Annotated in this window: 24 protein-coding genes; 5 read left to right on the plus strand and 19 right to left on the minus strand. The window is 70.1% G+C overall.

Annotated elements, in window-relative coordinates; genetic code table 11:
* Positions 1–4: 4 nt before the first annotated feature.
* The 3 genes from AC3ERS_RS17950 to AC3ERS_RS17960 all read right to left on the minus strand — a co-directional run bounded on the left by AC3ERS_RS17950 (position 5) and on the right by AC3ERS_RS17960 (position 4,041).
* Positions 5–1,315, minus strand: coding sequence for a nucleotide sugar dehydrogenase (locus AC3ERS_RS17950; protein WP_431968880.1), 1,311 nt, complete (start codon positions 1,313–1,315; stop codon positions 5–7).
* A 3-nt stretch (positions 1,316–1,318) separates the two neighbouring features.
* Positions 1,319–3,100 (minus strand): asparagine synthase (glutamine-hydrolyzing), encoded by a 1,782-nt coding sequence (gene asnB / locus AC3ERS_RS17955; RefSeq protein ID WP_431968882.1) that lies wholly within the window; start codon positions 3,098–3,100, stop codon positions 1,319–1,321.
* 119 nt (positions 3,101–3,219) lie between these two features.
* Entirely contained in the window at positions 3,220–4,041 is an 822-nt protein-coding gene (locus AC3ERS_RS17960) for a CorA family divalent cation transporter (protein WP_431968884.1), read from the minus strand.
* Between the two features lie 217 nt (positions 4,042–4,258).
* Between AC3ERS_RS17960 and AC3ERS_RS17965 the strand changes: the two genes are divergently transcribed.
* A complete protein-coding gene (locus AC3ERS_RS17965; RefSeq protein WP_431968886.1) occupies positions 4,259–5,218 on the plus strand; it encodes an Lrp/AsnC family transcriptional regulator in 960 nt (319 codons plus the stop codon).
* Here AC3ERS_RS17965 and AC3ERS_RS17970 read toward each other — a convergent pair.
* The 7 genes from AC3ERS_RS17970 to AC3ERS_RS18000 all read right to left on the minus strand — a co-directional run bounded on the left by AC3ERS_RS17970 (position 5,205) and on the right by AC3ERS_RS18000 (position 12,997).
* Positions 5,205–6,080: a VOC family protein gene (locus AC3ERS_RS17970; RefSeq protein WP_431968888.1), complete on the minus strand. Its 876-nt coding sequence runs from the start codon at positions 6,078–6,080 to the stop codon at positions 5,205–5,207. The two genes, AC3ERS_RS17965 and AC3ERS_RS17970, sit on opposite strands and share 14 nt — an antisense overlap.
* A 117-nt stretch (positions 6,081–6,197) precedes the next feature.
* Positions 6,198–6,374, minus strand: a complete 177-nt coding sequence (locus AC3ERS_RS17975; RefSeq protein WP_431968890.1) for a hypothetical protein — start codon at positions 6,372–6,374, stop codon at positions 6,198–6,200.
* Complete coding sequence (locus tag AC3ERS_RS17980; protein WP_431968892.1) at positions 6,374–8,026, minus strand: hypothetical protein; 1,653 nt, start codon at positions 8,024–8,026, stop codon at positions 6,374–6,376. Before AC3ERS_RS17980 ends, AC3ERS_RS17975 begins: the two co-directional genes overlap by 1 nt.
* The gene (locus tag AC3ERS_RS17985) at positions 8,023–9,825 is read right to left on the minus strand and encodes an ABC transporter permease family protein (RefSeq protein ID WP_431968894.1); all 1,803 of its coding nucleotides are present in this window, start codon (positions 9,823–9,825) and stop codon (positions 8,023–8,025) included. Before AC3ERS_RS17985 ends, AC3ERS_RS17980 begins: the two co-directional genes overlap by 4 nt.
* Positions 9,826–9,833: 8 nt before the next feature.
* The gene (locus tag AC3ERS_RS17990) at positions 9,834–11,129 is read right to left on the minus strand and encodes an ABC transporter substrate-binding protein (protein WP_431968896.1); all 1,296 of its coding nucleotides are present in this window, start codon (positions 11,127–11,129) and stop codon (positions 9,834–9,836) included.
* 183 nt (positions 11,130–11,312) lie between these two features.
* Positions 11,313–12,566, minus strand: a complete 1,254-nt coding sequence (locus tag AC3ERS_RS17995) for an SPFH domain-containing protein (RefSeq protein ID WP_431968898.1) — start codon at positions 12,564–12,566, stop codon at positions 11,313–11,315.
* Complete coding sequence (locus AC3ERS_RS18000; protein WP_431968900.1) at positions 12,566–12,997, minus strand: NfeD family protein; 432 nt, start codon at positions 12,995–12,997, stop codon at positions 12,566–12,568. The genes AC3ERS_RS17995 and AC3ERS_RS18000 overlap by 1 nt, the downstream gene beginning before the upstream one ends.
* Before the next feature lie 145 nt (positions 12,998–13,142).
* On the opposite strand from AC3ERS_RS18000, the gene AC3ERS_RS18005 reads away from it, so the two are divergent.
* The 4 genes from AC3ERS_RS18005 to AC3ERS_RS18020 all read left to right on the plus strand — a co-directional run bounded on the left by AC3ERS_RS18005 (position 13,143) and on the right by AC3ERS_RS18020 (position 17,774).
* Entirely contained in the window at positions 13,143–13,967 is an 825-nt protein-coding gene (locus AC3ERS_RS18005) for a DUF3097 domain-containing protein (RefSeq protein ID WP_431968902.1), read from the plus strand.
* Between the two features lie 129 nt (positions 13,968–14,096).
* On the plus strand, positions 14,097–14,912 hold the full coding sequence (locus AC3ERS_RS18010) for a hypothetical protein (RefSeq protein ID WP_431968904.1): 816 nt from the start codon (positions 14,097–14,099) through the stop codon (positions 14,910–14,912).
* Between the two features lie 349 nt (positions 14,913–15,261).
* The gene (locus AC3ERS_RS18015) at positions 15,262–16,536 is read left to right on the plus strand and encodes a cytochrome P450 (RefSeq protein WP_431968906.1); all 1,275 of its coding nucleotides are present in this window, start codon (positions 15,262–15,264) and stop codon (positions 16,534–16,536) included.
* An 11-nt stretch (positions 16,537–16,547) separates the two neighbouring features.
* Positions 16,548–17,774: a cytochrome P450 family protein gene (locus AC3ERS_RS18020; protein WP_431968908.1), complete on the plus strand. Its 1,227-nt coding sequence runs from the start codon at positions 16,548–16,550 to the stop codon at positions 17,772–17,774.
* Positions 17,775–17,910: 136 nt separating this feature from the next.
* On the opposite strand, the gene AC3ERS_RS18025 is transcribed toward AC3ERS_RS18020, so the two are convergent.
* The 9 genes from AC3ERS_RS18025 to AC3ERS_RS18065 all read right to left on the minus strand — a co-directional run bounded on the left by AC3ERS_RS18025 (position 17,911) and on the right by AC3ERS_RS18065 (position 26,916).
* Positions 17,911–18,354, minus strand: coding sequence for a hypothetical protein (locus AC3ERS_RS18025; protein WP_431968910.1), 444 nt, complete (start codon positions 18,352–18,354; stop codon positions 17,911–17,913).
* Between the two features lie 188 nt (positions 18,355–18,542).
* Positions 18,543–19,607 carry a ferrochelatase gene (locus tag AC3ERS_RS18030; protein WP_431968912.1) on the minus strand — a complete coding sequence of 355 codons (1,065 nt, stop codon included), beginning with the start codon at positions 19,605–19,607 and terminating at the stop codon, positions 18,543–18,545.
* Positions 19,608–19,628: 21 nt separating this feature from the next.
* Positions 19,629–20,465, minus strand: coding sequence for an NADH-dependent enoyl-ACP reductase InhA (gene inhA, locus AC3ERS_RS18035; RefSeq protein WP_431968914.1), 837 nt, complete (start codon positions 20,463–20,465; stop codon positions 19,629–19,631).
* Positions 20,466–20,577: 112 nt separating this feature from the next.
* Entirely contained in the window at positions 20,578–21,300 is a 723-nt protein-coding gene (gene fabG1, locus AC3ERS_RS18040) for a 3-oxoacyl-ACP reductase FabG1 (protein WP_431968916.1), read from the minus strand.
* 79 nt (positions 21,301–21,379) lie between these two features.
* Complete coding sequence (locus tag AC3ERS_RS18045; protein ID WP_431968918.1) at positions 21,380–22,384, minus strand: VWA domain-containing protein; 1,005 nt, start codon at positions 22,382–22,384, stop codon at positions 21,380–21,382.
* Positions 22,381–23,337: a DUF58 domain-containing protein gene (locus tag AC3ERS_RS18050; protein ID WP_431968920.1), complete on the minus strand. Its 957-nt coding sequence runs from the start codon at positions 23,335–23,337 to the stop codon at positions 22,381–22,383. Before AC3ERS_RS18050 ends, AC3ERS_RS18045 begins: the two co-directional genes overlap by 4 nt.
* 32 nt (positions 23,338–23,369) lie before the next feature.
* Positions 23,370–24,545, minus strand: a complete 1,176-nt coding sequence (locus AC3ERS_RS18055) for an AAA family ATPase (protein WP_431968922.1) — start codon at positions 24,543–24,545, stop codon at positions 23,370–23,372.
* A 116-nt stretch (positions 24,546–24,661) separates the two neighbouring features.
* On the minus strand, positions 24,662–26,074 hold the full coding sequence (locus AC3ERS_RS18060) for an NlpC/P60 family protein (protein WP_431968924.1): 1,413 nt from the start codon (positions 26,072–26,074) through the stop codon (positions 24,662–24,664).
* A 266-nt stretch (positions 26,075–26,340) separates the two neighbouring features.
* Entirely contained in the window at positions 26,341–26,916 is a 576-nt protein-coding gene (locus tag AC3ERS_RS18065) for an Rv1476 family membrane protein (protein WP_431968926.1), read from the minus strand.
* Positions 26,917–26,938: the final 22 nt, after the last annotated feature.

The raw sequence follows: 26,938 nt of genomic DNA on the forward strand, positions 1-26,938 counted from the left end.
CCTTCTACTTCGCGTCGACGTCCTGTTCCGCGGCGCCGGGGTCGCCGGCGCCGCCCGCCCGTCCGACCCCTCGATAGCGCAGCCCCGCCGCCTCGACATCGGACCGCGCGAGGGCGTTCTTGGCGTCCACGACAAGGCAATCCGGCCGCGCCAGTTGCGCCAGCGCGGTCCAGTCGAGGGCGAGCACGTCCGGGAACTCGGTCAGCACGAGGACGACGGAGGCATCGAGGACGGCCTCCTTGATGCCCGCCGTGCGCCGGACACCGGGGAACAGGTCGGCGAAAACCTCTTGGCTCAGTACCGGATCCCAGACCCGGACGTCGGCGGCGATCGCCGCGAGCTCGGGCACCACCGTCCGGCTCGGCGCCGCTCGCATGTCGTCGCTGCCCGGTTCGTAGAGCAATCCCAGCACGGCGACCTCCGGCGGTGCGCCCGGCGCCGTTTCGTGCGCGACGATCTCGACCGGGAATCGCAGCTGGCGGTCATTCAGCTCGGCGACCGATTCGAGCATTCTCATCGGTCGTCCACGACGACGGGCGGACCGGGTCAACGCGGTGACGTCCTTGCCGAGGCAGGAGTCGCCGTATCCGATGCCGGGGCGCCAGAATCCCTGCCCCATACGGGGATCCAGCGCCACACCGTCGAGCACGGCGTCCACGTCGATGCCGTGGTCGCCGCAGAAGTTCGCGATCTCGTTCGCGAAGCTGATCTTGGTGGCCAGGAAGGCGTTGCTGGCGTACTTCACCGCTTCGGCCTCGGTCGGACCGACCACCAGCCGCGGCGCGGTCATATCGTGGTACAGCGCACCGAGCAGCGGCAGCAGCTCACGGTTCCACAGCCCGAGGACGATGCGGTCCGGCGCTCGCCAATCCGCAAGGGCGCGGCCCTGATTCAAGAATTCCGGATTGTGCGCGTAGACACGCCGGAGCGCGGGGAACCGCGCCGCCCACTCTTCGCTGGTACCCGGCGGGATCGTGCTTTTCACTACGACGAGATCCGGAAGCGATCCGGCCGAGAGCAGCTCCGCGAGCACGGACTGCACGTTGCCCAGGTCGACGGCGCCGGTCGCGTCGAGCGGCGCGGAGACCGCGATGATCACCGCCCGGACCGGAACGTCGAGCGTCCGCTGGAACGTCACCGTGGTGGTGAGCAGCGCCTCCGCGACGTCCGGCTCGTGGAACGGGCAGCACCGCTCGCGCAACAGGGCGACGCGGCGCTCGTCGTGATCGATGCCGAGGACGTCGTGGCCCGACGCCGCGAGTCCGAGCGCCGCCGTGAGGCCGACATACCCCATGCCGATCACTGCCACCTGCATCGATCATCTCCTCGCACGAGCGACATTGCGCCGACACCACATTTCGAGCATCAGGGCTTTGAACGAGAAGGGCGAGCCCGCCCCGTCCGGGAAGTCGGCGACCGAAAGCCGCCGGGCGGCGAATTCGGTGAGAATGCCGCGGCGCACCAGCTCGCCGCCGGGCAGCAGGTCGCCGTAGGCCCGCAGGAAGGCGGCATGCCACGCGCGCAACGGCGGCGAGAAGCTCTGCTTGGGCCGGTCGGCGATCCGCGCGGGAAGGAGCGCGTAGGCCGCCTCCCTGAGCCGCTGTTTCGGCGGGTCACGGTGATCCGGCCGAGTCTTGCGCGTACCGACCACGGCCTCGACCAGGCGGTGATCGACGAACGGCGCACGCAGTTCGACGGAGTTGGCCATGCCGAGCCGATCGCACTGGGCGATGCCGTTCTCGCGCAGATAGGTTCCGGCGATCAACCCGGTCAGATCGATATCGGGGCGAGCGCCGGAGGGCTCGAACTCGGTCCGCGCCGCATCGCGCATCGCTTCGCCGAAATAGCCCGGCCCGTCCCGGTCGGCCTCTCGGAAGTCCGGATCCAGCTGGTAGAACACCAGTTTCCCGCGCGCTTCGCTCAGCGCGACGGCCCGCCGCACCCACGGGTAGCCCCAGAAGAGCTCGTCGGCGCCCTGACCTTGCAGCATCACCCGCACGCCCGCCTCGGCCGCCGCGCGCATGACCGCGTGGTAGCAGATACCCGCGAAGTCGGCGACCGGATCGTCCTGCGCCGCGACGACGACGGGCAGATCCGCGGTGGCGCGCGCGGTGTCGATCTCGATCTCGTGGAACGGCATGCCGAGCGAGGTCGCCAGCTGCCGCGCATGGTGTCGTTCGTCGTTGGCCGGTCGGCCCGCGTAGCCCACCGAGAAGGCCCGCACCGGTGCGGCGCAGAACTTGGCCGCGAGCGCCGCCACGACGCTCGAATCGAGTCCGCCGCTGAGCGAAATGCCCAGCGGCCGATCGGTTCTGGTGACCAGCGGACCGAGTCCGGTGAGAATCTCGCCGACGAGCTCGGCGCACGAACCGTCGATCGGCTCCACGTCCTCGAGACGCCAGTAGGGTCGTGACCGTACCCGCCACGGCCGGATGTCCACCGTCACGACGTGTCCGGCCGGAACTTTGCGCACATCGCGCAGGATGCTGCGCGGCTCGGGCACGTATTCGAGGTGGAAGAAGTCGGCCACGCCGTCCGGATCGAGTTCGACCGGGACGCCCGCGGCCGTCAGCGCTTTCGCTTCGGAGGCGAACAGCAGTCCGTCCGGTCGTTCCGTGTAGTAGAGCGGTTTCTCCCCCATCCGATCGCGCGCCAGCGTCAGCCGACCCCTGCGCCGGTCCCACAGGGCGAACGCGAACATGCCACGCAGGTGATCGACGGCGCGTTCGCCGTGCTCCTCGTACAGATGCAGGATCACTTCGCAATCGCCGTCGGTGGTGAAGACGTGGCCGCGCCGTCGCAGCCCCTCACGCAGTTCGGCGAAGTTGTAGATCTCGGCGTTCGCGACGAGGACCAGCTCACCGCCGGCGCACGATCCGCCGTCGGCACTGCGCAGCGGCTGCGATGAGCCGGAGACGTCGATGATGGCCAACCTGGTGCACCCGAGGGCGAGCGATGGGTCCGCGAACACCGCCGCGGCATCGGGTCCGCGATGGCTCAACGCTGCGGTCATCCGCTCGACGAGATCGATACGCGACGGAAAGCCCGATCTGGCGACGTGGCCACTGATTCCACACAAGGCCCGCTCCGTTCTTCCCACCCGCGGGTCTGTCGAATACTACCCGGCGGCGCGGCGCGGAACGGCCGGATCGCGAGGACGAGTTCGGCTGGGAGACTGGGATTTTCAGCGCAGGTTTCGGTAGCGGTACGGCTGCCGGATCAGCCGAGGACCACCAGGTAACACAGGGCGAGGATGCCGAGGGAGACCAACGCGGCCGACAAGGCCAGGATCTTGACGATTCTGGCGTGCTGTATCTCGACGCGCAGCAGCAGCGCGTGCTGCAAGTAGCGGATGCGATCGTGTTCGGCGTCCGCTCGCCCGTGCACGTCGGCGATGTCGGCGAGCAGGTCGCCGATCGCGCCGTCCAGATCCGCGGTGCGGCCGCCGTGCTCGGCGAGCAGGCGGCGTCCGGCGCGGACCAGGTCGCGCTGGGTGTCCCGCACCCGGGTGACGGCGCCTTCCACGGCGTCCATCCGGGCCAGGGCGGCACGCAGATCGGCGATCTCGCCGGTCCGGTCGCTCCCGTCGACGGCGGCGTCCATGTCGCGAGCCAACGCGTCCGATTCCTCCCGCGCGTGCCCGAGCACCCCCTCGGCGGCCTCGTTCAGCGAGCGCAGCAGGGCGTAGAGCACGCCGTGCGGGGAACCGGCGAGGGCGGGCCTGCGCCCCATCTCGGCGACGGCGCGGTCGAATGGGTCGAACGGTTCCGCCGAATACACGGTGACCACGAAATCGCCGCCGAGCGCGAACACGATCGTCTCGCGCCGCGCGGCGTCGCCGCGCAGATAGGTCGCGGTGACCGGGAGGTAGACGAAATCGCCGGTTTCCCAGATGCGGTCGTGGGTGCGGGAGAAATCGATGCCGAGGCGTTCGCGCAACACCGCGGCGGTGTCCTCGTCGGATGCGGTCAGCGGAATCCAATGCAGCCCGAGCACTTCGGTGTCGAAACGATCGGTGGGCGTGCTGAGCGCGCTGGTCATCTCGGACTCCGAGTCGGCGTTCCGATGGTTGTATCCGGCATCCGCCGCTCACCCCGCTTCGCTCGTCAGGCTGCTGTGTGGCGCGATACGCGCCACCGTCCATTAGTAACCGGCGTCTCCGGCCGCGTCAATCGAGGCGGATGTGCGGTTCCCCACGCTCGCGTTCACGTATTCGCCGTGGCCGCAGCGAGTTCCACGCCCGCCGTATCCTTGACTGGTGGAATCTGCGACGCTCGACGTGGTCGACCTCGGGTTGCTGCACGCCCTGCAGGTCGACGGGCGGGCGCCGTTCAGCAGGATCGCGCAGGTGCTGTCCGTCTCGGACCGCACCGTGGCGCGGCGGTTCGCGCGGCTGGCCGCGACGGGCGCGGTGCGGGTCACCGGCGTGACCGACAGCGGACGCACGGGCGGCGCGGAATGGGTGGTTCGCCTCCGGGTCCGGCCGCACCGGGCGGATGATCTGGCGCTGGCGCTGTCCGCCCGGCCGGACACCGCGTGGGTGACGGTGCTGTCCAGCGGCGCCGAGATCGTCTGCGTCTTCCGTACGGCGGCCGCCGAATCCGCACCATTGTCCGCGCTGGCGAGGCATTCCGACATCCTCGGCGTCGACGCGCAGCGACTCGTTCGCCATCTCACACGTCAGCGCTGGCGCGGCCGCACCTCCGCGCTCGACGCCGACCAGGTGGCCGCGCTGCGCCCCGCACAGCCGGCCCAGAGCGCGCCGGTCGCCCTCGGCGACCTGGATAGGCGCATGCTGCCCCGGTTGGCCGCCGACGGGCGAGTCGCCTATCCGAGTCTGGCCGGTGCGCTCGGCTGGTCGGAGTCCGCGGTACGCCGCAGGCTGGACGAGCTGCGGCGGGCCCGCGTGCTCGGCTTCGACGTCGAGGTGGACGCCGCGCTGTTCGGTTACGGCTTCCAGTGCGTGCTGTGGCTGACGGTGGCGCCCCGGCATCTCACCGCCGTCGGCGCGGCGCTGATCGAGGACCCCGAGATCGCGTTCGCGGGCGCGATCACCGGACCGCACAACATCATCGCCGTTGCGGTCTGCCGCGACGCCGACGCGGTGTTCGACTACGTCGTCGACCGGGTGGGCGCGCTGCCCGGCGTGACGCGTCTCGACACCGCGGCGGTCACCAGGTACGCCAAACGCGCGGCGCCCGCGCTCATCCCGCGGTGAAGAACAGACCCGCTCCGTAGGCGTCGCGGCCGGAGACGAAGAATCCGCCTCGCACCTCACGCGTGGGAATGCCGCCGTGCTCGACCACCCCGCGCGCCGCGGAGACGTCGGCCACGCGGATCGTCATGGCGGCGAGATACGAAGGGGCCGGATCGGGTTCGCCGGGCAGCACGGCGGCGACATCGGCGGCGCGCAGCAGTTCCAGGCGCACGTCCTTCTGTTCGAGAACGGACAGCGGTCCGTCCGCCACCCATTCGGCTCCGAGCAGGTCGGCGTATCGCCGCGCGATGCCGTCGTATTCCTCGGCGGCCGCCACGATCAGCACCGCGGCAATGCCGCGCGCGCCGTTCGGATGCGTCAGATAGCGCGGCTGGTGCACGAAGTCGCGCGTGAGGTGTTGCGCGAGACCGATGTAGCCCTCCGGCGTGGTGCGCGGATCCAGGTGCACGGCGCGCGCCCGGACCGTGCGCGGTCCGTCGGCGGTCTCGACGTCGCGCTCGAGGTCGAGCACGCCGGAGGTCCGCATCCCCAGCGCCGCCAGCCGGTCGTGCGTGCGCGCCGCGTCCTCGGTGTCGAGGTTGAGAATGCGGAATCCCTCGTACCGATCGGCCATTGCCTTGGTGTGCCACGGGTCGGGCGCGGACTCGTCGACGATGCCGAGCAGTTCGATATAGGACCCGCCGAACAGGGCGCACAGATTCGCGGTGCAGCCCGGCTGCGGCGGCTCGCCGGGCCGTGCGCTCAGTAGGTGCCGCGAGCGCGGGCTGAGGGTGAAACCCATGGCGCGGTAGACGCTTTCGAGTCCGTCGAGATCGCGGGTGAGGATGCCGGTGTGGTGCACGGCGGTGATGTGGTTGACCATGGCCTCAGCCTGCGGGCCGCTGCCGCCGAGCACCCGTCCCCGGCCGGGCCGCGCCGGATTCCGGCACGGGCGCATCGCGGCCGGGCGGATTCCGACGCGCCGGATCCTCGTCCGGAGTCAGCGATCCGGGTCGAGCGCCGCGCGCAGTTCCTCGGTGTGCACGGTGGCGCCGTCGAGCAACTTCGCCTCGGTGATCTCCAGCCTGCCGGTGACCAGATCCAGCGCCAAGCGCAGCACTTCGCGCTCGGTCGGCGCGACCACCTGCGACTGCTCGAGCGACCGATCAGGACGCATCACCCACTGGTCACGTTCTCGTCGAGCGGCAAGGGCCACCGGTTCGCGCTGGAGCGCGGGGTGACCCCGTGCCGTGTGATCGCCTCGGCCCGATAGTGATTCGCCGTCATCGCGGCGGGGTACAGCGCCTGGGCCTCGGCCAGCCAGCCGGTCGCCTCCTCGACCGCGAGCGCGGGTGGCCGCGCCGGATCCGGCCCGAGCGCCTCGTCGGCGCAGCGTGGGTCGGCGATCACCGCCGCGGCGAGATGCTGGAGGCAGCGGGCGATGCCGTGATCGTCGCGCAACGCCTGGTAAGCGGTCAGCGACAGCCGCCAGCAGCGCAGCGCGCGCGTCCCTTCGCCGCGAGCCCACCAGACGTGGCCGAGGATCTCGTGCATGTGAGCGCGACCGTCCGGATCGCGGCCCTGCCTGGTCAGCGCCTCGGCCAATTCCAGGCGGTCCTGCGCGTCGTCGAGCAGACCCTGACGCAGCAGCACCACACCGAGGTTGACCAAGGCGCAGACCTCGCCCGGGATGTCCTCGCGCGGCAGCGACCACCAGACCCGATCCAACCGCAGGCGCGCCTGCTCCAGCTCCGCGGCGGTGCTCGCCGACGGGTCGGCGCCCAGCGTTTCGAGCGCTTTCGCGTGTTCGTAGCGTGCGGTCAGATCGGCGTAGCGACCTGCGTCGCCGCCGCGGCGCGGCGGTTCGGCGTCCGGCTGCGCGCGCAGCCGCACCTGCGCGGCGTGCGCGCCGAGCGCGTCCAGCTCGGGCAAGTGGCACAGTTTCAGAGCCAGCTCGGCGTCGTGTCCGCCGGTGCGCGCGTGCCAGACGTCCAGGGAGTCGGCGATCCGGATCAGGCCCGGTATCGCGGTCCTCGGCAGCTCGGCCCCGAAGGACGCGCACTCGATCACCAATCGCCGCAGGAACGGTTCCTCGGCCTCGAACCACCCACGCCCCGCGGCGGCGAAACGCGGCGTGCCGAGACCGATCGCCCACCGCTCGGCGCGCTCCGCGTGATGTCCCACCAGCGCCGTCACCGCGGCTTTCCAGCGCAGCCCGGACCGTGCCTCGGCCGGGGTCGGCGCACCGGGCGCCGCGACGACCCAGTACTGCTGCACTCCTCCGGCACCCCGGACGAATCCCCCATCCGAAAGCTCGGCGAGCAGCAGCGGCGCGGTGGTCGACGCGGGCGCACCGTCGGACGGATCGCGGGCGGGCGCGTCGAGTACGGCCGTGAGCACGGCGAGCAGCGCGGCCGCGCTGTATTCGCGCACCGGCAGCTCACCGAGCACCGCAGCCTCCTCGTGGGTGGCGGCGTACAGCGTCGTCAGCGGCGGCGCGGAGGTGGTCGGGCCTGCCCCGATCGGCGTCTGCGCGTCGTCGAACTCGCTGAGCAGCTCCAGTTCCCGTGCGGTGTGCGGGCTTTCGCGAAGCCTGCGCCGTTCGGCATGCAGCCAGCGACCGACGAGGAACACCACGGCGAGCAGCGCGACCGCCAACAGTCCCACCGACAGCACCACGCCGACACCGCGTTCGAGGAAGAGGCTGGACACGATATTGATGACCAGCCCGAGGAGTACTGCGCCCGCCAGCGCGCCACCGCCGAACCGAAAGCGCAGCAGCGCGGGCGGGGGCGCGGCGACCCCGGGAGACGGCGGCGGCGCGTTCATCGCAGCGCTCCCCCGGTCAGTCCCGGCACGAGGAATCGGCGCCAGGTCGCCAGCAGCAACAGGACGGGCACGATCGCGAACACCAGCGACCCGGCCGCCAATTGCGGCAGGTTCTCCTCGTACTGGCGGGCCTCGCCCCACAGCAGCAGCGACCACGGGCTGACTCCCGCACCGCTGATCATCAGGCTGACGAAGAAGTCGTTCCACACCAGGATGAACTCCAGCACCGCCGCCGTGACCACGGCGCGACCGGCGCCGTCCCACAGCCGTCGCGCCACGGCGCCGGGTCTGGCCAGCCCGTGCAGCGCGGCCGAACTCGGATTCTCCTCGGCCGCTCGCATCGCACCGCGCAGGATCAGCACGCTGACCGGCAGTCCCGCGGCGCCGTGCACCAGCATCAGCGGGTACTGGGTGCCGGACAGCCCGAAGGACTCGCTCACCTGGTCGATCGGCCCGAGATACATCTGGGCGGGCAGCACGGCGAGCACGACCAGGGCGGTGACGACGAGGCGAACAGCCCACGTGTCCGACGGCGTTGTGGCCAGCCACCGTGCGACCGGCAGCGCGGCCGACACCGCGAGCACGGTCGCGACCGTCGCCACCAGCGCGGTCAGCCCCAGCGTCGAGGGCAGCCCGGCCTGCCAGACGCGCCCGATCGCGGGCCAGCCGAGACCGTCCGGCCGCCGCATCGAAACCCACGCCAGCATCAGCAGCGGTGCCACGGAGACGACGGCCATCAGCACCGCGAATCCGGTGGCGAGCCCTCCGGCCCGCCGCGCACCGTACGCTTCGTGCGCGCTCGGGTGCGGCGGCAACCGCAGTTCGCGCGCGCCACCCGCCTGCCACAGCGCGAACGCGCAGACGCCGACCAGGACGGCCAAGGGAACCGAATAGGTCGCCACCCCCGCGGGGCCCTCCGTGGTGAGCAATCGCCACCAGCGCACGGTCGCGCTGTCGCTGTCGTACTGGTAGGCCGAGGGAATGCCGATGAGGATGACATCGAACACCCTGGCCGCCGCGACGACCGCCGCGATCCCGGCGATCAACACCACCGGCTGCACCAGCTGCCGAGCGCGCCACGCCATGACCGCGAACCGGAAACGCCCGGTCGGCGCGTTGAGGTACCCCCAGCGCACCGGGTCGGTCTCGATCGCCCGCAGACCCGCCGAGAACATCCCGGTGAGGAACCCGAACCAGGTCCAGCAATACGCGAGCACCGGCATCCACCGGTAACCGGACTGGAACGTCGCGACATTGCCCTCGGGCACCGCCGCCTCGAACATCACCCGGAACGCGAGGCCCGAGACGAAAGCGGCGACGCCGAACGGCACGACCAGCGGCAGCCACAACCACCGCACGTCGCGACTCCACCACGCGGTGCACAGCGCGGCCGTCATGACGCCGAGTCCGGCCAGCACGAAGAGCAGCGTCCGGCGGTAGACGCCCAGCGCGTCCGCGTCCGCGTTCACGACGAACAGCAGCGGCCCCGCCACCAAGAGAGCGACGGCGGCGACTTGCGCGACGACCCGCGACGCGCCGTGCGCGAACAATCGCGTCACGATCACGGTCCCGACGCCGACGGCGAAAACCAGCAGCGGCACCCACACCCACGTTCCCGCGGTGAGCAGCGTCCAGCCGGAAGCTAGCAGCAGGAGCGCCGCGAGCGACCACGCGGGCGCCACCCTGGCCCACTCCCATCCGCGCCAGGGATGGCGACCGCCGATCAGCGCCCCGCGCATGCGCCGGGTGGCGAGCTCGAGATGCAGTCCGTTGCTGGAGAATCCTGGCGGCGTCGTCATCGTCGCGCTCACCGCCGATCGAGGGCGTGGACGGCGGCGTCGATCGCGGGACCGACGCGAAAGGGATCGCCGTCGACGGCGATCAGGAACTCGGTGAGTATCCGCCACAACCCGTTTCGGCCGCCGAGCGGTCCGATCCGATCGGACAGGTCGAACACCGTCTGGTCGTGCGGATCGGAAGCCGCCGACTCGCGCAGCCGCTGGGCCGACGGACGCAGGAACGGCGAATAGGCCGCGTCGGTGTGCGTGTTCGGCGCGAGAAAGCCGTGAAACCCGTTGATCCACGGCAGCGGCGCCGAGGGGGCGGCGAGGGCGGCGAGCACTCGTCCCGCGCGATCGTCCGCCGACCGGGTGAGCACGAGGACGTCGCCGCCGACGATGCGCGGGCGCGGCCCGCCGGGGCCGACGCCGGGAAAGGCCGTCACGCCGACGATATCGGCGGGATTGCGGCCGGAATCCGCGACGGCCTTGCGCACGACCGGTTCGGCGAAATCGGGCGCGACCACCATCACCGCGCGCTTGCGCTCGAACACCTCCCGGACGGCATCGGAGAACTGCATGGTCAGCGCGGTGCCGACCCCGCCGGCGAACGCCTCGCTGTTCGCCGCCCACGATCCGAGCAGCGCGAGCGCGGCGCGCACCGCGTCCTTCTCCCAGGTCACCGCCCCGACGCGCCGGGCGAGCGCCGCATAGGTGTCCGGGTTCTGCGCGTAGAGCAGGTTCTCGAACAGATCGGTCAGCGCCCATCCGTCCGCCGCGGCCAGCGCGAGCAGCCGCTGATCCTTGCCCGCGAGGAATTCGATGCGGTCGAGCCAGTAGTCCAGTGTCCACAGCGCCGGGGTGCCGACCCCGGATTCGGCCGCCGACTGACGGTCGAACCAGACCATCGACTTGTCGGCCGCTTTGAACGGCACACCGTACGGGCGTTCGTCGTAGTAGAGCAGGTCCGCCCACACGTCCGAATAGTTCGGCTGCTGGGCCTCGTCGAGCCACAGCGATTCGGGCACATCGCGCAGCACGCCGAGCTCGGCCAAGTCGCGAACCCAGCCCGCCTGCGGCAGCATGACCAATTCCGGCGCCGACCGGCCGCCCGTCAACGCCGTCTCGATCTCGTCGCCGAGCGGGATCACGTCGACCGAGTGCGACAACCGCAGCGCGTCGAGCACCGTGCGGAACGCGACCAGCTCGGAACCGCTCCACGACACCGCGATCCGCACCGTGCCCGGCGTGCCGAGCACGCCCGCGCCGCAGCCCGCCAGCGGCGCGACCAACGCCATCTGCACCAGCGCCCTACGGGTCAGCATGTTCCCCCGGATGTCGGTTTGCACGCGAGCACTGCCGATTATCCGCCGGGCCGGGGTTTTTCGGCGGAACACGGCGAAAAGCACTGTGCCCCTGATTACTTGGGCAACTCTCGAGTCACGACCGCACGCCGAGAAAACCGGCCCGCCGCTCGACGATCGGAGCGGCGGGCCGGTGCGAAAGGGCTACTGCCGGTAGTTCTCCGGCGGCTGCCATGGGCGCCCGTGCGGGTCGTCCGGGCGGTGCGCCGGGGGCTGCTGAGCGGGCAACGACTCGCCGCCGGGTGGGATCACCTGCTGGTGCGGGGAGGGTTCCTGCGGACGGGGCAGCGGGGTGGGCGTCAACCCCTCGACGGGCTGGCGCGCACTGGCCTCCGCGGCCCGCACGGCGCGTTCGATGGTGGGATCCGGTGCGGTGTCGAACCAGTCGGCGACGTCGGAATCGTCTTCCACCTTCACCGCGGCCACCTCCTCGGCGGGCGGCTCGTAGCGGAACACGCCGTCCTCGCCCTGGGTACCGAAGCTCTTGGCGAAGCCCTCGAGCGCCTTCCCGAAATCGCTCGGCACCAGCCACACCTTGTTCGCGTCGCCGCGCGCCACCATCGGCAGTGTCTGCATGTACTGGTAAGCGAGCAGTTCCGGCGTCGGCTTGCCGGATTTGATTGCGGCGAAGACCTTTTCGATGGCCTTCGCCTGACCCTGCGCTTGCAGGTAGGCGGCGGCGCGCTCACCCTGGGCGCGCAGGATGCGGCTCTGCCGTTCGCCCTCGGCGCCCAGGATGGCGGACTGCTTGGCGCCCTCGGCGGAGAGGATCTGCGCCTGCTTGGCGCCCTCGGCCGTCTTGATCTGCGACTCCCGCGTGCCTTCCGCGGTGAGGATCATGGCGCGCTTCTCGCGGTCGGCCTTCATCTGCTTTTCCATCGACTCCTGGATCGACGGCGGCGGATCGATGGCCTTGAGCTCCACCCGCGCCACGCGCAGGCCCCAGCGGCCGGTGGCCTCGTCGAGCACTCCGCGCAGCTGGTTGTTGATCTGGTCGCGGGAGGTCAGCGTCTCCTCCAGCGTCATGCCGCCGACCACGTTGCGCAGCGTGGTGACGGTGAGCTGTTCGACGGCGGCGATGTAGTTGCTGATCTCGTAGACCGCGGACTGCGGGCTGGTGACCTGGAAGTAGACCACCGAGTCGATCTGCAGCGTCAGGTTGTCCTGGGTGATCACCGGCTGCGGCGGGAAGGACACCACGCGCTCGCGCAGGTCCACTTTGGCGCGGATCCGGTCGGCGAACGGCACCAGGAAGGTCAGCTGACCGGACACCGTCCGCGAGTACCGGCCGAGCCGTTCGATGACCGCCGCCTCGGCCTGCGGCACCAGGGCGATGGATTTGAACACCACCACCACGACCAGCAGGACGAGCACGGCGGCGACGATCAGTACAGCCATTACGGCCCCTTCCAGACGACGGCCGTCGCGCCGTCGATCTTCATGACGTACACGGTCACGCCCGGCTCGTACACCTCGTCCGGGTTCATCGGCCGCGCGGTCCACACCTCGCCGCCGAGCTTCACCCGGCCCGAATGAGCGGCGACTTCCTCCAGCACCAAGGCCGACTTCCCCGGCAGCGCATCGACATTCGTCGGAATCGGCGGCGGCGTGCCGAACCGGCGGCGCAGCATCGGCCGCACCCCGAGCAGCAGCACCGCGGTGATCACCGCGAAGACCACCGCGTCGACCACCAGCGAGGTGTCCGCCGCGGCGCTCACCCCGGCCGTGCCGAGGGCCGCGACGCCGATCATCAGCAGCGTGAGGTCCCCGGTGAGCATCTCTGCCGCCGCGAGCAGAATCCCCGCGACCAGCCAAGCTATTGCGGCCACGCACCCACTCTAACGGCGCTGTCGGCCGATGTCCGTCGAAAAACCCAGCCCAGCGCCGCCCGCCGCCGCACACCACGCCCTTCCACGGCGGAACACACTGCGTCGCGCCCGCGAAATCCGCGCGCCACCGGGTAGTTTCGGGCGGGTGGGTACGCGCGACAGGCACGGCGACATCTTCGCCGGACACGACAGGTCCAAGAAGAATCCGGCGCCGCGGGTGACCGCCGAACGCGACCTGGTGGTGGAGGACGCGGCCAGCGGATTCTGCGGCGCCGTGGTCGGATTCGACCGCAGCTACGACGGCGAGTTCGTGAAACTGGAGGACGCGCGCGGCGCGGTGCGGCTGTTCGCGATGCGAGAGGCCGCGTTCCTCATCGACGGACGGCCGGTCACCCTGGTACGTCCCACCGCGGCCGCGCCGCGGCAGCCGACCAGGTCGGCCTCGGGTTCCACCCGCGTGACCGGGCTGCGCGCCCAGGTCGCCAAGGCCAGCAGGATCTGGGTGGAGGGCGTGCACGACGCCGCGCTGGTGGAGCGGGTGTGGGGCCACGACCTGCGGGTCGAGGGCGTGGTGGTGGAGCACCTGGAGGGTCTGGACAACCTGGCCGAGCGGCTGACGGAGTTCGGGCCCGGACCAGGCCGCCGGGTCGGCGTGCTGGTCGACCACCTGGTCACCGGCTCCAAGGAAACCCAGCTCACCACCGGCCTCGGCCCGCACGTGCTGGTGACCGGGCATCCTTACATCGATGTCTGGCAGGCCGTCCGGCCCGCGGCGCTGCGCATCGAGGCCTGGCCGCAGGTGCCGCGCGGGGAGGATTGGAAGACGGGCGTGTGCCGTCGCCTCGGCTGGGGCACCCCGCAGGACGGGTGGCGGCGGGTCTACGACGCCGTCGAGTCCTTCCGCGATCTGGAGGCTCCCCTGATCGGCGCGGTCGAACGTCTGATCGACTTCGTCACCGAGCCGGAGTAGCAGGCAGACGCGACGAGCGCGAGCGGACGCGACGCCGTCCCTGGCCGCCCGATTCGGGAGTGCGTGCAGCTCACGAGGGTTGGTGCGCCGATGCCCGCCGGTAGCGCCAAGCGTTTATGCTCGATGATTATGTGCTCTCCTAGTGCCACGCTGACGGTCTGGGCCGGCTCATGGCTGGCCGGATGCAGCGCGCCCGACGACGTCTTGGAGGCGCTGCACGCGTGGGCGCCGCGGCACACCATCGCCGCGGGCGACCCGATGACCGGCGGTCGCACCGACCTGCCGTGGTCCTCGCGCAGCGCGCTACCCGGGTCCGGTCTCATGGCGCTGCTCAAGGTGATTCGCGAGGCGATGGCCCAGCCCGGCGCACAGCTGCGCCTGGTGCTTCCCGTTCCCGGCGACGTGCGCGGACTGCCGCCGGGCACCGTGTTCACCGCCGACGCGATGGACGCCGAGGAGGGCACGCTCGTCGGTGTGCCCGGCGCCGAGGGCATCGGGCTGATCCCCCAGTGGACGGACGACACCACCCTCCAGTGGACGCTCTACAGCACTCCCATCCCGCCCCCGCCCGGCCCCGACATGTCGCTCGGCGAGGCCGAGTACACCATGCGAGAAGCCGTCCGCGACGCCGCCGACGCGCTGATGCAACTGCACACCACCGCGGTCGGTTCCGTCGAATCCGATCCGCGCGAACTCATCGAGGCCGAGCTGGCCGACTACGCCAGGCACGAATACCCCGGCTCGATTCCGCTGCGCGCCAAGCGCATCCTCGACACCGCCGATCACGTCGCCGCGATTCTCACGGTGGCGCAACACGAACCGGCCTCCGCTCCGACCTCTGCCAGCGCCATCGGCGCGCAGGAGACGCTGCTGCGCCCGCTGTGGGACGCGATCCGCGCGGCCCGGCTCGTCGCGGTGCACGCCGCGGCTCGCGGCGAGCGCTAGCAGGCCGCCGCCGCGAGCCCGGCGCCGCGGTACGCGAATCAATCACCCTGACAGCCACTTTCGGCGCTCTCTCCGCTTTGTCGCGCGAACAGGCGTTTCGGCGATCCGCGCAGACGGTGCAGAAAGTTTGTTACCGCATCGAAAGAGAACTCCTCGCATTGCTGCTAACGTGGGCGAGTTGTCGAGTTCTGGACGCTTGGGTCGGGATGTGCTCGGATCGACGGCGATCGCAGGCCCGGATCGCCTGTCCGGCAAGGACTGCGCGGTGAACCTGGCGAACGACGGTGCACCCCACCAGAGTTCCGGTCCTCGGCGCGGAGCACATGTCCCTCGTCTGGAGTACCGTCTTTTGACCTCGTCACAGCCCGCGGTCACCGCGCCGCACGCTACCGCACCCGGAGTCTGCCCCGTCCAGCACGGATCCCCGATCGGGCCCGACGGCCCCAGGATCCCGCTGCACGGACCGGAATTCGCCGCCGACCCGCATGGCGCCTACGACGGCATGCGTCGCCAGTACGGTTCGGTGATCCCCATCGAGCTGGCGCCCGATGTGCCCGCGACGCTGATCATCGGGTACAGCACGGCGCTGCGCATCCTCAACGACCCCGACCATTTCCCCGCCGACCCGCGGACTTGGCAGAAGGACATTCCGGCCGACTGCCCCGTCAAACCGATGATGGAGTGGTACCCGAACGCGCTGCGCAACGCCGGGGCGGTGCACGCGCGCTATCGGCAGGCCTACGTCGCCAGTATCGACGGGATCGACCTGCACGCGCTACACGCGACCGTCGAGAAGATCGCCATCCCGCTGATCAACTCCTTCTGCGAGGCAGGCTCGGTCGACCTGGTCACCCAGTACGCCTTCCCGCTCGTCTTCGAGGTCCTCAACCAGATGGTCGGCTGCTCGGCCGAGCTCGGCCAGCGCGTGGCGACCGGTATGGCGATGCTCTTCGACACCGTCGAGGCCGCCCGCGGCATGGAGATGCTCAGCGCCGCGCTGCTGGAACTGATCGCGCTGCGGCGTGCCGAGCCCGGCGACGACGTCACCTCACGGCTGGCGCACCACCCGGCGAAGCTGGACGACGAGGAGATGCTCTGTCAGCTGATCAGCTTCTACGGTGCGGGGATCGAGCCGCAGCAGAACCTGATCACCAACACCCTGCTGCTGATGCTCACCGACGACCGGTTCGGCGGGCACGTCCTCGGCGGCAGCCTCTCGACCCGCGACGCGCTGGACGAGGTGCTGTTCAACGACCCGCCGATGGCGAACTTCTCCATCACCTACCCGCGCCAGCCGATCCTGATCGACAACACCTGGCTGCCCGCGCACCAACCGGTCCTCATCAGCCTCGCCGGATGCAACAACGACCCGGCCGTCCGCGGCGGCGACCGCACCGGGAACCGCTCGCATCTGGCGTGGGGCGGCGGACCGCACGCGTGCCCGGCCCGCTCGGTGGCCTACCTGGTGGTGCAGGACGCCATCGATCAGCTGCTCGACGCGCTACCCGAGCTGGAGCTGGCGGTGCCCGCCGCCGAATTGTCCTGGCGGCCAGGGCCGTTCCACCGCGCCATGGCGGCGCTACCGGTCGTCTTTTCCCCGTCCCCTCCGTTGCATCTCGGGTAAGGAGCCCACCGATGGAGTATGAACCGATCGTCCTCGACCTGACCGGCGCCGATATCCAGGGCGAGTCCGCGCGGATTCGCGAGCGCGGGCCTGCCGCGCTCGTGGAACTGCCCGGCGGCGTGCCCGCCTGGTCGGTGACCGACGCCGCCGTGCTCAAGAGCCTGCTGGCCGATCCCCGAGTGTCCAAGGACGCGCGCCAGCACTGGTCGGCGTTCATCAACGGCGAGATCACCGAGGCGTGGCCGCTGCATCCCTGGGTGGCCGTGGACAACATGTTCACCGCCTACGGAGCCGACCACCGCCGCCTGCGCAAGCTAGTCGCCCCCGCGTTCACCCATCGGCGCACCGCGGCGCTGCGACCGCGCATCGAGGAGATCACCACGCAGCTGCTCGACGCCCTCGCCGCCACGACGCCCGGCGAATCGGCCGATCTGCGTGAGGGTTTCGCCTACCCGGTGCCGATCCAGGTCATCACCGAGCTGCTCGGGGTGCCCGAATTCCTCGGCCCGGGGCTGCGCAAGTGCGTGGACGGGTTCTTCGACACCTCGCTCGGTCCAGAAGAAGGAGTGGCCAACTACCTGGAGATGTACGGGCTCGTCAGCGAGCTCGTCGCCTACCGGCGCGACAACCCCGGCGACGACGTCACCAGCGTGCTGATCGCCACCCGCGACGAGGACGGCTCCCAACTGGCCGAGAAGGAGCTCGTCGACACCCTGATGCTGGTGATCAACGCCGGGCACGAGACCACGGTCAACCTGCTCGACCAGGCCATCTTCGCGCTGCTCACGCATCAGGGCCAGCGCGCCGACGTGGTCGAGGGCCGGGTGCCGTGGTCGGACGTGGTCGAGGAGTCGCTGCGCCACGAGTCGCCCGTCGCGCACCTGCCGCTGCGCTACGCGGTGGAGGACATCGAGATCGGCGACATCCGCATCCCGAAGGGCGAGGCGATCCTGGCGTCCTACGCCGCCGCGAGCCGCGACCCGAAGGTGCACGGCGCGACCACGAACGAGTTCGACGTGCACCGCGCGAACAAAGAGCACGTCGCCTTCGGCTACGGCGCCCACCACTGCCTCGGCGCTCCCCTGGCCCGGCTGGAGGCCGAGATCGCACTGCCCGCGATCTTCCGGCGGTTCCCGGCCATGCGGCTGGCCGTCGACCCGTCGGAGTTGCTGCCGGTCGGCAGCTTCGTCTCCAACGGGCACCGCACGCTGCCGGTGTATCTGGATGCGGTGCAGTAGGTTTCGATCGCGCTCGGGTGGGGTCCGTCCACCCGAGCGCCCGGCCTTCGCGGCCCGGCCCGTCCGCCACACGCGGTAGGCGTCGAAATGGGTTGCCGGACCGGCACGTTCACCGCAATCGCGCGCGGTGCTGCGGTCAGTAGTGCGGCGGGTACTGCTGCTGCGGATACTGCTGCGGGTAGGGCTGCTGCGGATAGGGCGGCGGATACTGCGGCTGCTGCGGGTAGGGCACGTGCTGGTACTGCTGCTGCGCGTACGGGGCCTGGCCGTAAGGCTGCTGGCCGTACTGCTGCTGCGGATACTGCTGCTGTTGCGGATACTGCTGGTGCGGCGGCAGCTGGTGCGGCGGAGGGGTTTCGGAGCTCTTCTTGTTGAAGTACCGAATCACCAGGACGAGCACGACGATCACCACGATCGCGAGGATGATCCACATGACGTATTCGGAGACTTCGACATCGGCGCCGCCTCCGCCGCTGCTCCCACCGCCTCCGCCGCGCCGGGCTTCATAGGAATCCAGCGCCGTCGTCCAGACGGCGCCGTCCGCCAGCAGATCGGCACTGGATAGCAGCTCGAGATACATCGAAAGGGCCTCCCCGGCACGAGTTACGGTCGGCCCTCCTCCCGAAGGCCGGCCCCGATGCTATCGCAGGCCATGGCGCCCGACGCAACCGGTGCGCTCGTAGCGACGACGCCCCGATCACGCTCGCGTCCAGGCAATGACGAATGCGGCTCGCGCACCGTCGTGGCACAGCGGCCCGGGATCGAGGCTCAGCCCCGCCCAGGCCGTCCGCCGCGGGCCGGTGCGCAGCAGCCGACGGCGCACGGCTCTCCGTCGCGGGTGCAGCCGTAACCCGGCACAGCGCCGAGCCGCCGCGGTTCGACACCGCCGATGCGCTCGCCGACCAGCTCGATCACCAGCCGCGCGAATCGCGGGTCGGTGCCGGGCGTGGCGGCGCGGGCGAAGGCCATCCCGAGTTCGGCCGCCTTGTCCTTGGCTTCGTTGTCCAGATCCCAGATGACCTCGAGGTGGTCCGACACGAAACCGACGGGACAGATCACCACGGCCCGCACGCCCTTCCCGGACAGCACGTCGAGGTGGTCCACGACGTCGGGCTCCAGCCACGGCATCTGCGGCGGACCGGAGCGCGACTGCCAGACCACGTCGTAATCGTCGAATCCGGTGGCGGCCGCGCACAATCGGGCCGCCTCGGCGACCTGGCGGCTGTACAGCCCGCCGCCGTCCGCGGGCGGGCCCGCGGTGGCGTCGGCGGACACCGGGATGGAGTGGGCGGTGAACACCAGACGAACATCGTCGCGGCGCTCCGCGGGCAGTTCGGCCACGGCGGCGCGGATCGCGTCGGCGAACGCCTCGATCAGCAGCGGGTGGTCGAAGTACTGCCGCAGCTTCACCAGTTCCGGTGCGCCGTCGCCGAAAGCCGTTCGCGCCCTGGCGATGTCCTCGTGGTATTGCAGGCAGCCGGAATAGCCGCCCCACGCCGAGGTGGGAAACACCAGGGCGGTGCGGACACCGTCGGCGGCCATGCGCGCGACGGTGTCCTCCACCAGGGGATGCCAGTTGCGGTTGCCGAAATACACCGGCAATTCCAAACCCGCGGCGGCCGATTCGCGCTCCACCGCCGCGATGATGTCGCGGTTGAGCGCGTTGATCGGGGATACCCCGCCGAAGTGCAGGTAGTGCTGCGCGACCTCTTCCAGGCGTTCGCGCGGCACCCCGCGGCCCCGAGTGACGTTCTCCAGGAACGGCATCACGTCCTCGGGGCGCTCCGGCCCGCCGAAGGACAGCAGCAGCAGTGCGTCGACGGCCGGTGCCACGGCATCTCCTCCGTTACGAACTCAGTTGTCCGACCAGTTCTCCGGGAACCAGGTGTTGTGGCTGGCGCCGCCGTCGACGTAGATGATCGAGCCGGTGGTGCCGGGCAGCCAATCCGAGAGCAACGCGACGATCGACTTGGCGACCACGGTCGGGTCGTCGACGTCCCAGCCGATCGGCGAGGCGCCATCCCAGTAGGTGTTGAGCTGGTTCAGCTTGGCGGCGTCGTCGGTGGCGGTGCCCGCGATGGCCTTGGCGGCCAGGGTCTTGATCGGGCCCGCGGCGATCAGGTTGGAGCGGATCCGCTTGGCGACGCCGACCTCGCGGGCGACGTAGCGGTTGACCGACTCCAGCGCCGCCTTGGCCACGCCCATCCAGTTGTAGTACGGCATGGCGGTGCGCGGATCGAAGTCCATGCCGACGATGGATCCGCCCTCGTTCATGACGGGCAGCACCGCGCGGGCCAGCGAGGCGTAGCTCCACGCCGAGATCTCGAACGCCTTGGCGGCGTCGGGGCCGGGACCGTCCAGGAACGGACGGGCCTCGGGACCCATCAGCGTGCGCGGCGCGAAGGCGATCGAGTGCAGCACGCCGTCGACGCCCTCCGGCGCCAGCTCGCGCACCTTGTCGGCCAGCGCGGCCAGATCCTCTTCGTTGGTGACATCGAGCCCGATGGCGGGCGGGATCTCCTGGGGCAGCCGCTTGCCGATCCGGTCGATCAGCCGCAGCCGCTCCGGAATGCCGGTGATGATGACCTTGGCGCCCTGCTCCTGCGCGACCGCGGCCGCGTGGAACGCGATCGACGCGTCGGTGATGATGCCGGTGACCAGGATGGTCTTGCCTTCGAGCAATCCGCCCATGAGTTCTCGGTTCTCCTGAAGTTGAAAGTCGAGTGTGTCGCCCGTCGCCTGCGAGACATCGTCCCGCCGCGCGACGCCGCGGTGTTCGGGGCGCGCGCCCGGAACGAAAGTACTAGTGGCCCATGCCCATGCCGCCGTCGACCGGGATGACCGCGCCGTTGATGTAGGAAGCGTCGTCGGAGGCGAGGAAGCTGATCGCGGCGGCGACCTCCTCCGGCTGGCCGGGACGGCCCGCGGGCACGCCGTACTTCAGGACCACCTCGCGCATCTCCTCGGTGACTTCCTCGCGCGTCATGTCGGTCTCGATGAAGCCAGGGGCGACCACGTTGGCGGTGATGTTGCGGGAACCGATCTCGCGGGTGATCGAACGCGCCATACCGATCAGGCCCGACTTGGACGCCGCGTAGTTGACCTGGCCGGGACCGCCGCCGAGGCCGACCACCGAGCCGAGGAAGATGATCCGGCCGAACTTCGCCCGCAGCATGGCGCGGTTGGCGCGCTTGGCGCAGCGCCACGCGCCGGTCAGGTTGGCGTCGAGAACACGGGTGAACTGGTCTTCGCTCATCCGCATCAGCAGGGTGTTCTCGACGATGCCCGCGTTGGCCACCAGCACCTCGACGGGGCCCTGGTGGGCCTCGACCTCGGCGAACGCCCGGTCCACCGACTCGGTGTCGGTCACATCGCACTTCACGCCGAACAGTCCATCCGGCGCCCCCGACCCACGATGAGTGACGGCCACCTTGTGGCCGTCGGAGGCCAGACGCTGTGCGACCGCGAGTCCGATGCCGCGGTTACCACCGGTCACCAGGACCGACCGGGATGTGATGTTCGACATAAGCATCAACCTATCTGTTCGGGTTCGTGCACCGAGCCCCGGGCACCGCACCCTGTGCGATGCCACAGCGAGCGCGGCGTTACGGCAGGCGTTGACGATAGAGCAATCCGGTCACGATGCCTGCGGCGACGACCAGCATGCCGAGCAGCAGCCACGGCCTGCTCGCGTCGCCACGCGTCGTCTCGTAACCGATCTGCTCTTCGAGAGTGTCGTAGACGGCGGTGAGTTCCTCCAGGCTGGAGGCGGTGTAGAACTCGCCGCCGGACAGCTGGGCGATCTCTTGCAACGAGTCGTTGTCGACGGGCACCTTGACCCGCTGCGCGCCCTGCCCGTCCTGATCCGGGATCTCCACCGAACCCCATTCGGTGCCGAAGGAGATCGTCGACACCGGAATGCCCTTGTTCTTGGCCAAGCGAGCGGCGGTGAAGGCGTGCCTCGGGTTGTCCACGTCCTTGTCGTCGGGCACGGTCTGCTTACCGTCCGACATCAGCACGACGCGCGCCGGCGGCGGGGTCTCCGCTCCACCGAGCACGGTGGCCAGGGTGTCGATGGACTGGAGCGCGGTCAGGATGCCTTCACCGGTCGCGGTGCGTTCGGCGAGCTTGATGTTGTCGATGGCGGCCTTGACCGACTCACGGTTCGTCGTCGGCGACACCATCACCGAGGCGGTGCCCGCGAAGGTGACGAAACCGAGGTTGATGCCCTGGGTCAGCCCGTCGACGAACGCCTTGCCCGCCTCCTGGGCGACTTGGAGCCTGCTCGGCGGCACGTCGGTGGCTTCCATGGACAGCGAAACGTCCATCACCAGAACGACTGTCGCGCGGTTGCGCGGCACCTTCTTGACCGCCGTCGGACCGGCAGCGGCGACGGTCAGGAACATCAGGCCGACCAGCATCAGCGCGATCGGCACGTGCCGCATCGGACTCGGCCGCGCGGGCGCGACCTTCTCCAGCAGCTCCATATTGGTGAAGCGCAGCATCTGGCGGTGCCTGCTGCGCTGCACCAGCACGTAGCCGAGCGCGATCAACACGACGATCGCCAGGAAACCGAGCCAGATCAGTGCGGTGAAATGCGAAATACTCACTGGCGCGGCACCCGCCCGGTCGGGGCGCCGAAGCTGTGACGCCGGGTGGATACGAACCGGACCACGTCGGCGATCCAGTCCCGGTCGGTCTGCAGGGTCAGCACAGGCGCGCCGCAGCTGCGCAGCGCCTGCTCGACCTGCTCGCGGTGCCGCTGCGCGGCGGCCGCGAAATCGCTACGGAGCGTGGGGGTCACGCTGAACTCGCGGGTGCGGCCGGTCTCCGGGTCGTGCAGCACGACATCGCCCACATCGGGCAGCTCCAGATCCCGCGGGTCGAGTACCTCGACCGCGAGCAGATCGTGGCGCGCGGAGATGGCGCGCAGCGAACGCTGCCAATCGATCTCGCCGAGGAAGTCGCTGATGATCACCGCCAGACCGCGTTTGCGTTGCGGGCGGCGCAGCGACTCGATGGCGCCGCGCAGATCGCCGCGCACTCCGTCGCGGGCGTGCGGGGTGGTGGCCACGCCGCGCAGCAGCGACTGGGCGTGAATTCGCCCGCTGCGCGCGGGAATTCGCACCAGTTGCTCGCCCGTGGCGACGACCGCGCCGATCCGGTTGCCGCCGCCGCTGGTGAGGTGGGTGATCGCCGCGGCGGCCGCGATGGCCAGATCGCGTTTCTGGCAGGCCGCCGTGCCGAAGTCGAGACTGGCCGAGAGGTCGACGACCATCCAGGTCTCCAGCTCGCGATCGGCGATCATCTGCCGCACGTGCGGATGCGTGGTGCGGGCGGTGACCGACCAATCCATCTGGCGCACATCGTCACCCGGCTGATACATCCGGGATTCGCCGGGCTCGGAGCCAGGGCCGGGAATGAGGCCGAGGTGGTCGCCGTGCAGCACGCCGTCCAGCCGCCTGCGCACGGTGAGTTCCAGGGTTCTCAGCGCCGCCGAGAGCCGCGGGTCGGTCAGCTCTCCGGCTCGGAACGACGGCGGTGCGTGCGATGACGTTGTCACTCGGGAACCCTCGGGCGCGGCCGACGCGGCCGTCACTTGGTCTGGTGGTTGCCGGCGGCCGGAGCCATCTGCGGCTGGCTCTGCTGCTGCGGCGGCTGCGGAATCTGCTGCTGGTGCGGCGGCTGGGGCGCACCCGGCGCGGGCGCGGGCTGGCCGGAGTGCACCGCCTGCGGCGCGACCTGCGGCAGGCCGACGGTCTGCAGCACCCGCTTGATCACGTCCTCCGGGCTGACCTCGTCGGCCAGCGCGTCGTAGGACAGCACGAGGCGGTGGCGCAGCACGTCCGGGATCACCTCGACCACGTCCTGCGGCACCACGTAATCGCGGCCGCGGATCAGCGCGACGGCGCGGGCCGCGGCGATGATGCCGAGGCTGGCGCGCGGCGAGGCGCCGTAGGCGATCCAGTTCGCCACGTCGGCCATGCCGAAGTCGAGCGGCTTGCGGGTCGCCGCGATCACCCGGACCACGTAGTCGACCAGCGCGTGGTGCACGAAGGTGTTGGCCGCGACCTTCTGCAACCGGATCAGGTCCTCGGGGCCGAGGATCGGCTTGGCCTCCGGCGGGGTGACGCCCATCCGGTAGATGATCTCGCGCTCTTCCTCGACCGAGGGGTAGTCGACGACGACCTTGAACAGGAAGCGGTCGCGCTGCGCCTCGGGCAGCGGGTAGACGCCCTCGCTCTCGATCGGGTTCTGGGTCGCCATGACCAGGAACGGATCGGGCATCGGGTAGGTCTTGCCGCCGATCGACACGTGCCGCTCGGCCATTACCTCGAGCAGTGCGGACTGCACCTTGGCGGGCGCGCGGTTGATCTCGTCGGCGAGCACGAAATTGGCAACGACGGGGCCGAGCTCGGTATCGAATTCCTCGCGGCCCTGGCGGTAGATGCGGGTACCGATCAGGTCGGTCGGCACCAGGTCGGGGGTGAACTGGACGCGGGAGAACGAACCGCCGACCACCGTGGCGAAGGTCTCCACCGCGAGGGTCTTGGCGATACCCGGCACGCCCTCGAGCAGCACGTGGCCGCGCGCGAGGACGCCGACGAGCAAGCGTTCGACGAGCCGATCCTGACCCACGATGACCCGCTTGACCTCGTAGATCGCCTTCTCCAGGGTCTGAACGTCACGCTCCAGGGTGCCCGACGCGGGCTCCGGCGCCTCTTTCGCCAGATCTGCCCCGCTCACACTGTCCGTCGAAGTCACCAACATCCCCGCTTTCGCCTTGGTCTTAGTGCGTGCTCGCCCCAACTATTCCAGGTATTCGCGCAGCATGCCGCAACCGGCTCCGGTATCAGGGGAATTCGTGCCGTATCGATAACGGTTTCTCAGGTCACGATGCGCACCGCGTACGGCATGATGCCGCTCTCGCGGACCGGGGACACCTTCACCACGTCGCCGGATTGGGGCGCCTCCACCATCTTTCCGTCGCCCAGATACAGCGCCACGTGCTGGCTGCCGTTCGGGCCCCAGAACAGCATGTCGCCGCGGGCGCGCTCGTCCACGGGAACGCGGGTGCCCGCGTTGTACTGATAGCCGCTGTAGTGCGGCAGCGAGACGCCGATACCCGCGAAGGCGTAGATCATCAGGCCCGAGCAGTCGAAGCCGACCTTGTTGAAATCGCCGTGGCTGTCGGCGACGCCGCCGTCGCGAATACCGAGCGTCGGACCGTCCTCGTCGCCGCCGCCCCACGCGTACTGCACGCCGAGCTGCGAAAGTGCCCGGTCCACCACGATTTCCACCGCCTGCGAGCCGCGCACCGACGGCCCGCTCGGCCGCGGCGTGCTCTGCCTCGGGGCGGGCGCGTTCTCGAGCTGGGTGTGCGGGCGTCTGCCGTTGCCCGCCTGGGCGGCCCGGTCACGAGAGGCCTGGTCGGCAGCGGCGCGGGCCGCCGCGGCCGCCGCGGCGGCGCGGATCGCGGCTTCCTCGGCGCGGCGTTGTTCGTCCCAGGCCAGGAAGGCGTCGCGCTGGCTCTGCAATCCGGCGACGTTGGTACGGGCGATGTCGAGCCTGCCCTGCGCGGCGTCGCGCTCGCGCAGCAGTTCGTCGCGCCGCACGGTCTGCTGATCGAGTTCGGCCTTGGCCGCGGCCACCGCGTGCTCGGCCTCGTTCTTCTTCTCCTCGGCCAGCGCGGCGGCCGCGTCGGCCTCCGATTTGGCTTGGCGCGCACTGGAGTTCCTGTTGCCCTGGGTGATCTGGGCGCGGCGCAATTCGTCGAGCACCTGCTGCTGGTTCTTCGTCACCAGGCCGAGCAGCTGCGACCGGTCGATCGCGCCGCCGGGGGTCGAGGCCGACAGATGGGTGATCATCGAGCCGGTGCCTGGCCGGGTGTAGGCCTGGGTGGCGAACTCGTCGAAGTTCCGTCTGGCCTGCGCGACCTCGTCCCCGGCCTGCGAGAGGTCGGTCTGGGTCTGCACGACGACGGCGGCGGCCGCGTCGGCGGCATCGCGCGCGTTCTGCAGGTCGACCAGGGCCTTGTTGACTTCCTCGCGCTTGCGCGCCACCGCGTCGTCGAGTTCCTGCAGCTGCTGGTTCACCGCGCCGACCTGGTTGATCAGCGCACCGACCTCGGTGACGCCCGCGTCGACGCGGGCCCCGGCAGCGGCGATCTCACCATCGCTCGGATTGGGCGGGGCGGGTGGCACGGCGGCGGTCGGTCCCGCGGTCAGCGCGACGGAGACCAGCAACCCGAGAGCGACCGATAGTCGGCGGCACCGACCGGTCGGACCTTTTTTGTGCATCGCATCTCCCAAGGACTCGAACGCGGCTTCGCCTCACGAGCCCCGACCGAACCATCCAGCTCAGTGGTCGGCGGGCAACCCTCGACTACACAGTTTCCCCATCAGTAGCCACTTGAACCGTACGACACTTCTTTCACCAAGAGAACTCCAGCAACACAATCACACGCACGCAATTTGCACATTGCCCGGAATTAGCCGGATCGCCGATCGGAGTGTGCGAGATGAAACAAACCGAACGTCAGGAAAAGTGACGGAAGGGAAACCGCTTATCGAATGGGAGCCGCGAGCTCATCGCCCTCGGCAACCGGCACGGCCGCGGATTCGCGAGCCGCACGCCGCGACTTCACCCAGTACAGCCCGGCGATGGCGATCGCCGTGCCCGCCAGCAACACACTGGTGATCGCGGTCCACGAGAGGGCCTCCGGCTTCTCGAGGCGGTCGACGAAGACCCGCGCGGCCTCGACCGAGTTGCCCTGCTTGCCCTTGGCGACGTCCTCGGCCCATTCCAGCTGCACGCGGCTGATGGAATCGCTGTAAGTGCCGACCCAGTCGTCGCTGAGCACGACCACGGTGCCGTGCTGGGACTTGCCGATCTCGGTGGCCAGGTCCCGTAGATTGGAGTCGTGGCCTGGATTGCCGGGGATGACCACGATGCTGAGCGGGATCCCGTGCGATCGAGCCTCCGTCACGATCGCCTCGAGTCCCGCCTGATCCTTCCCCTTCGGCGTCGCCACGTGATTGTCGGCGACGTCGGCCTTGATGGTCCGCAACGCGCTGTCGTTGATGGTGGGCGGCAGTTCCGCGGCCATGGGGGAGAACACCGAGGTGTACGAGGGGGCCATCTTCCATCCGGTCTGTCGATCC

This window comes from Nocardia sp. bgisy134 (assembly GCF_057708325.1).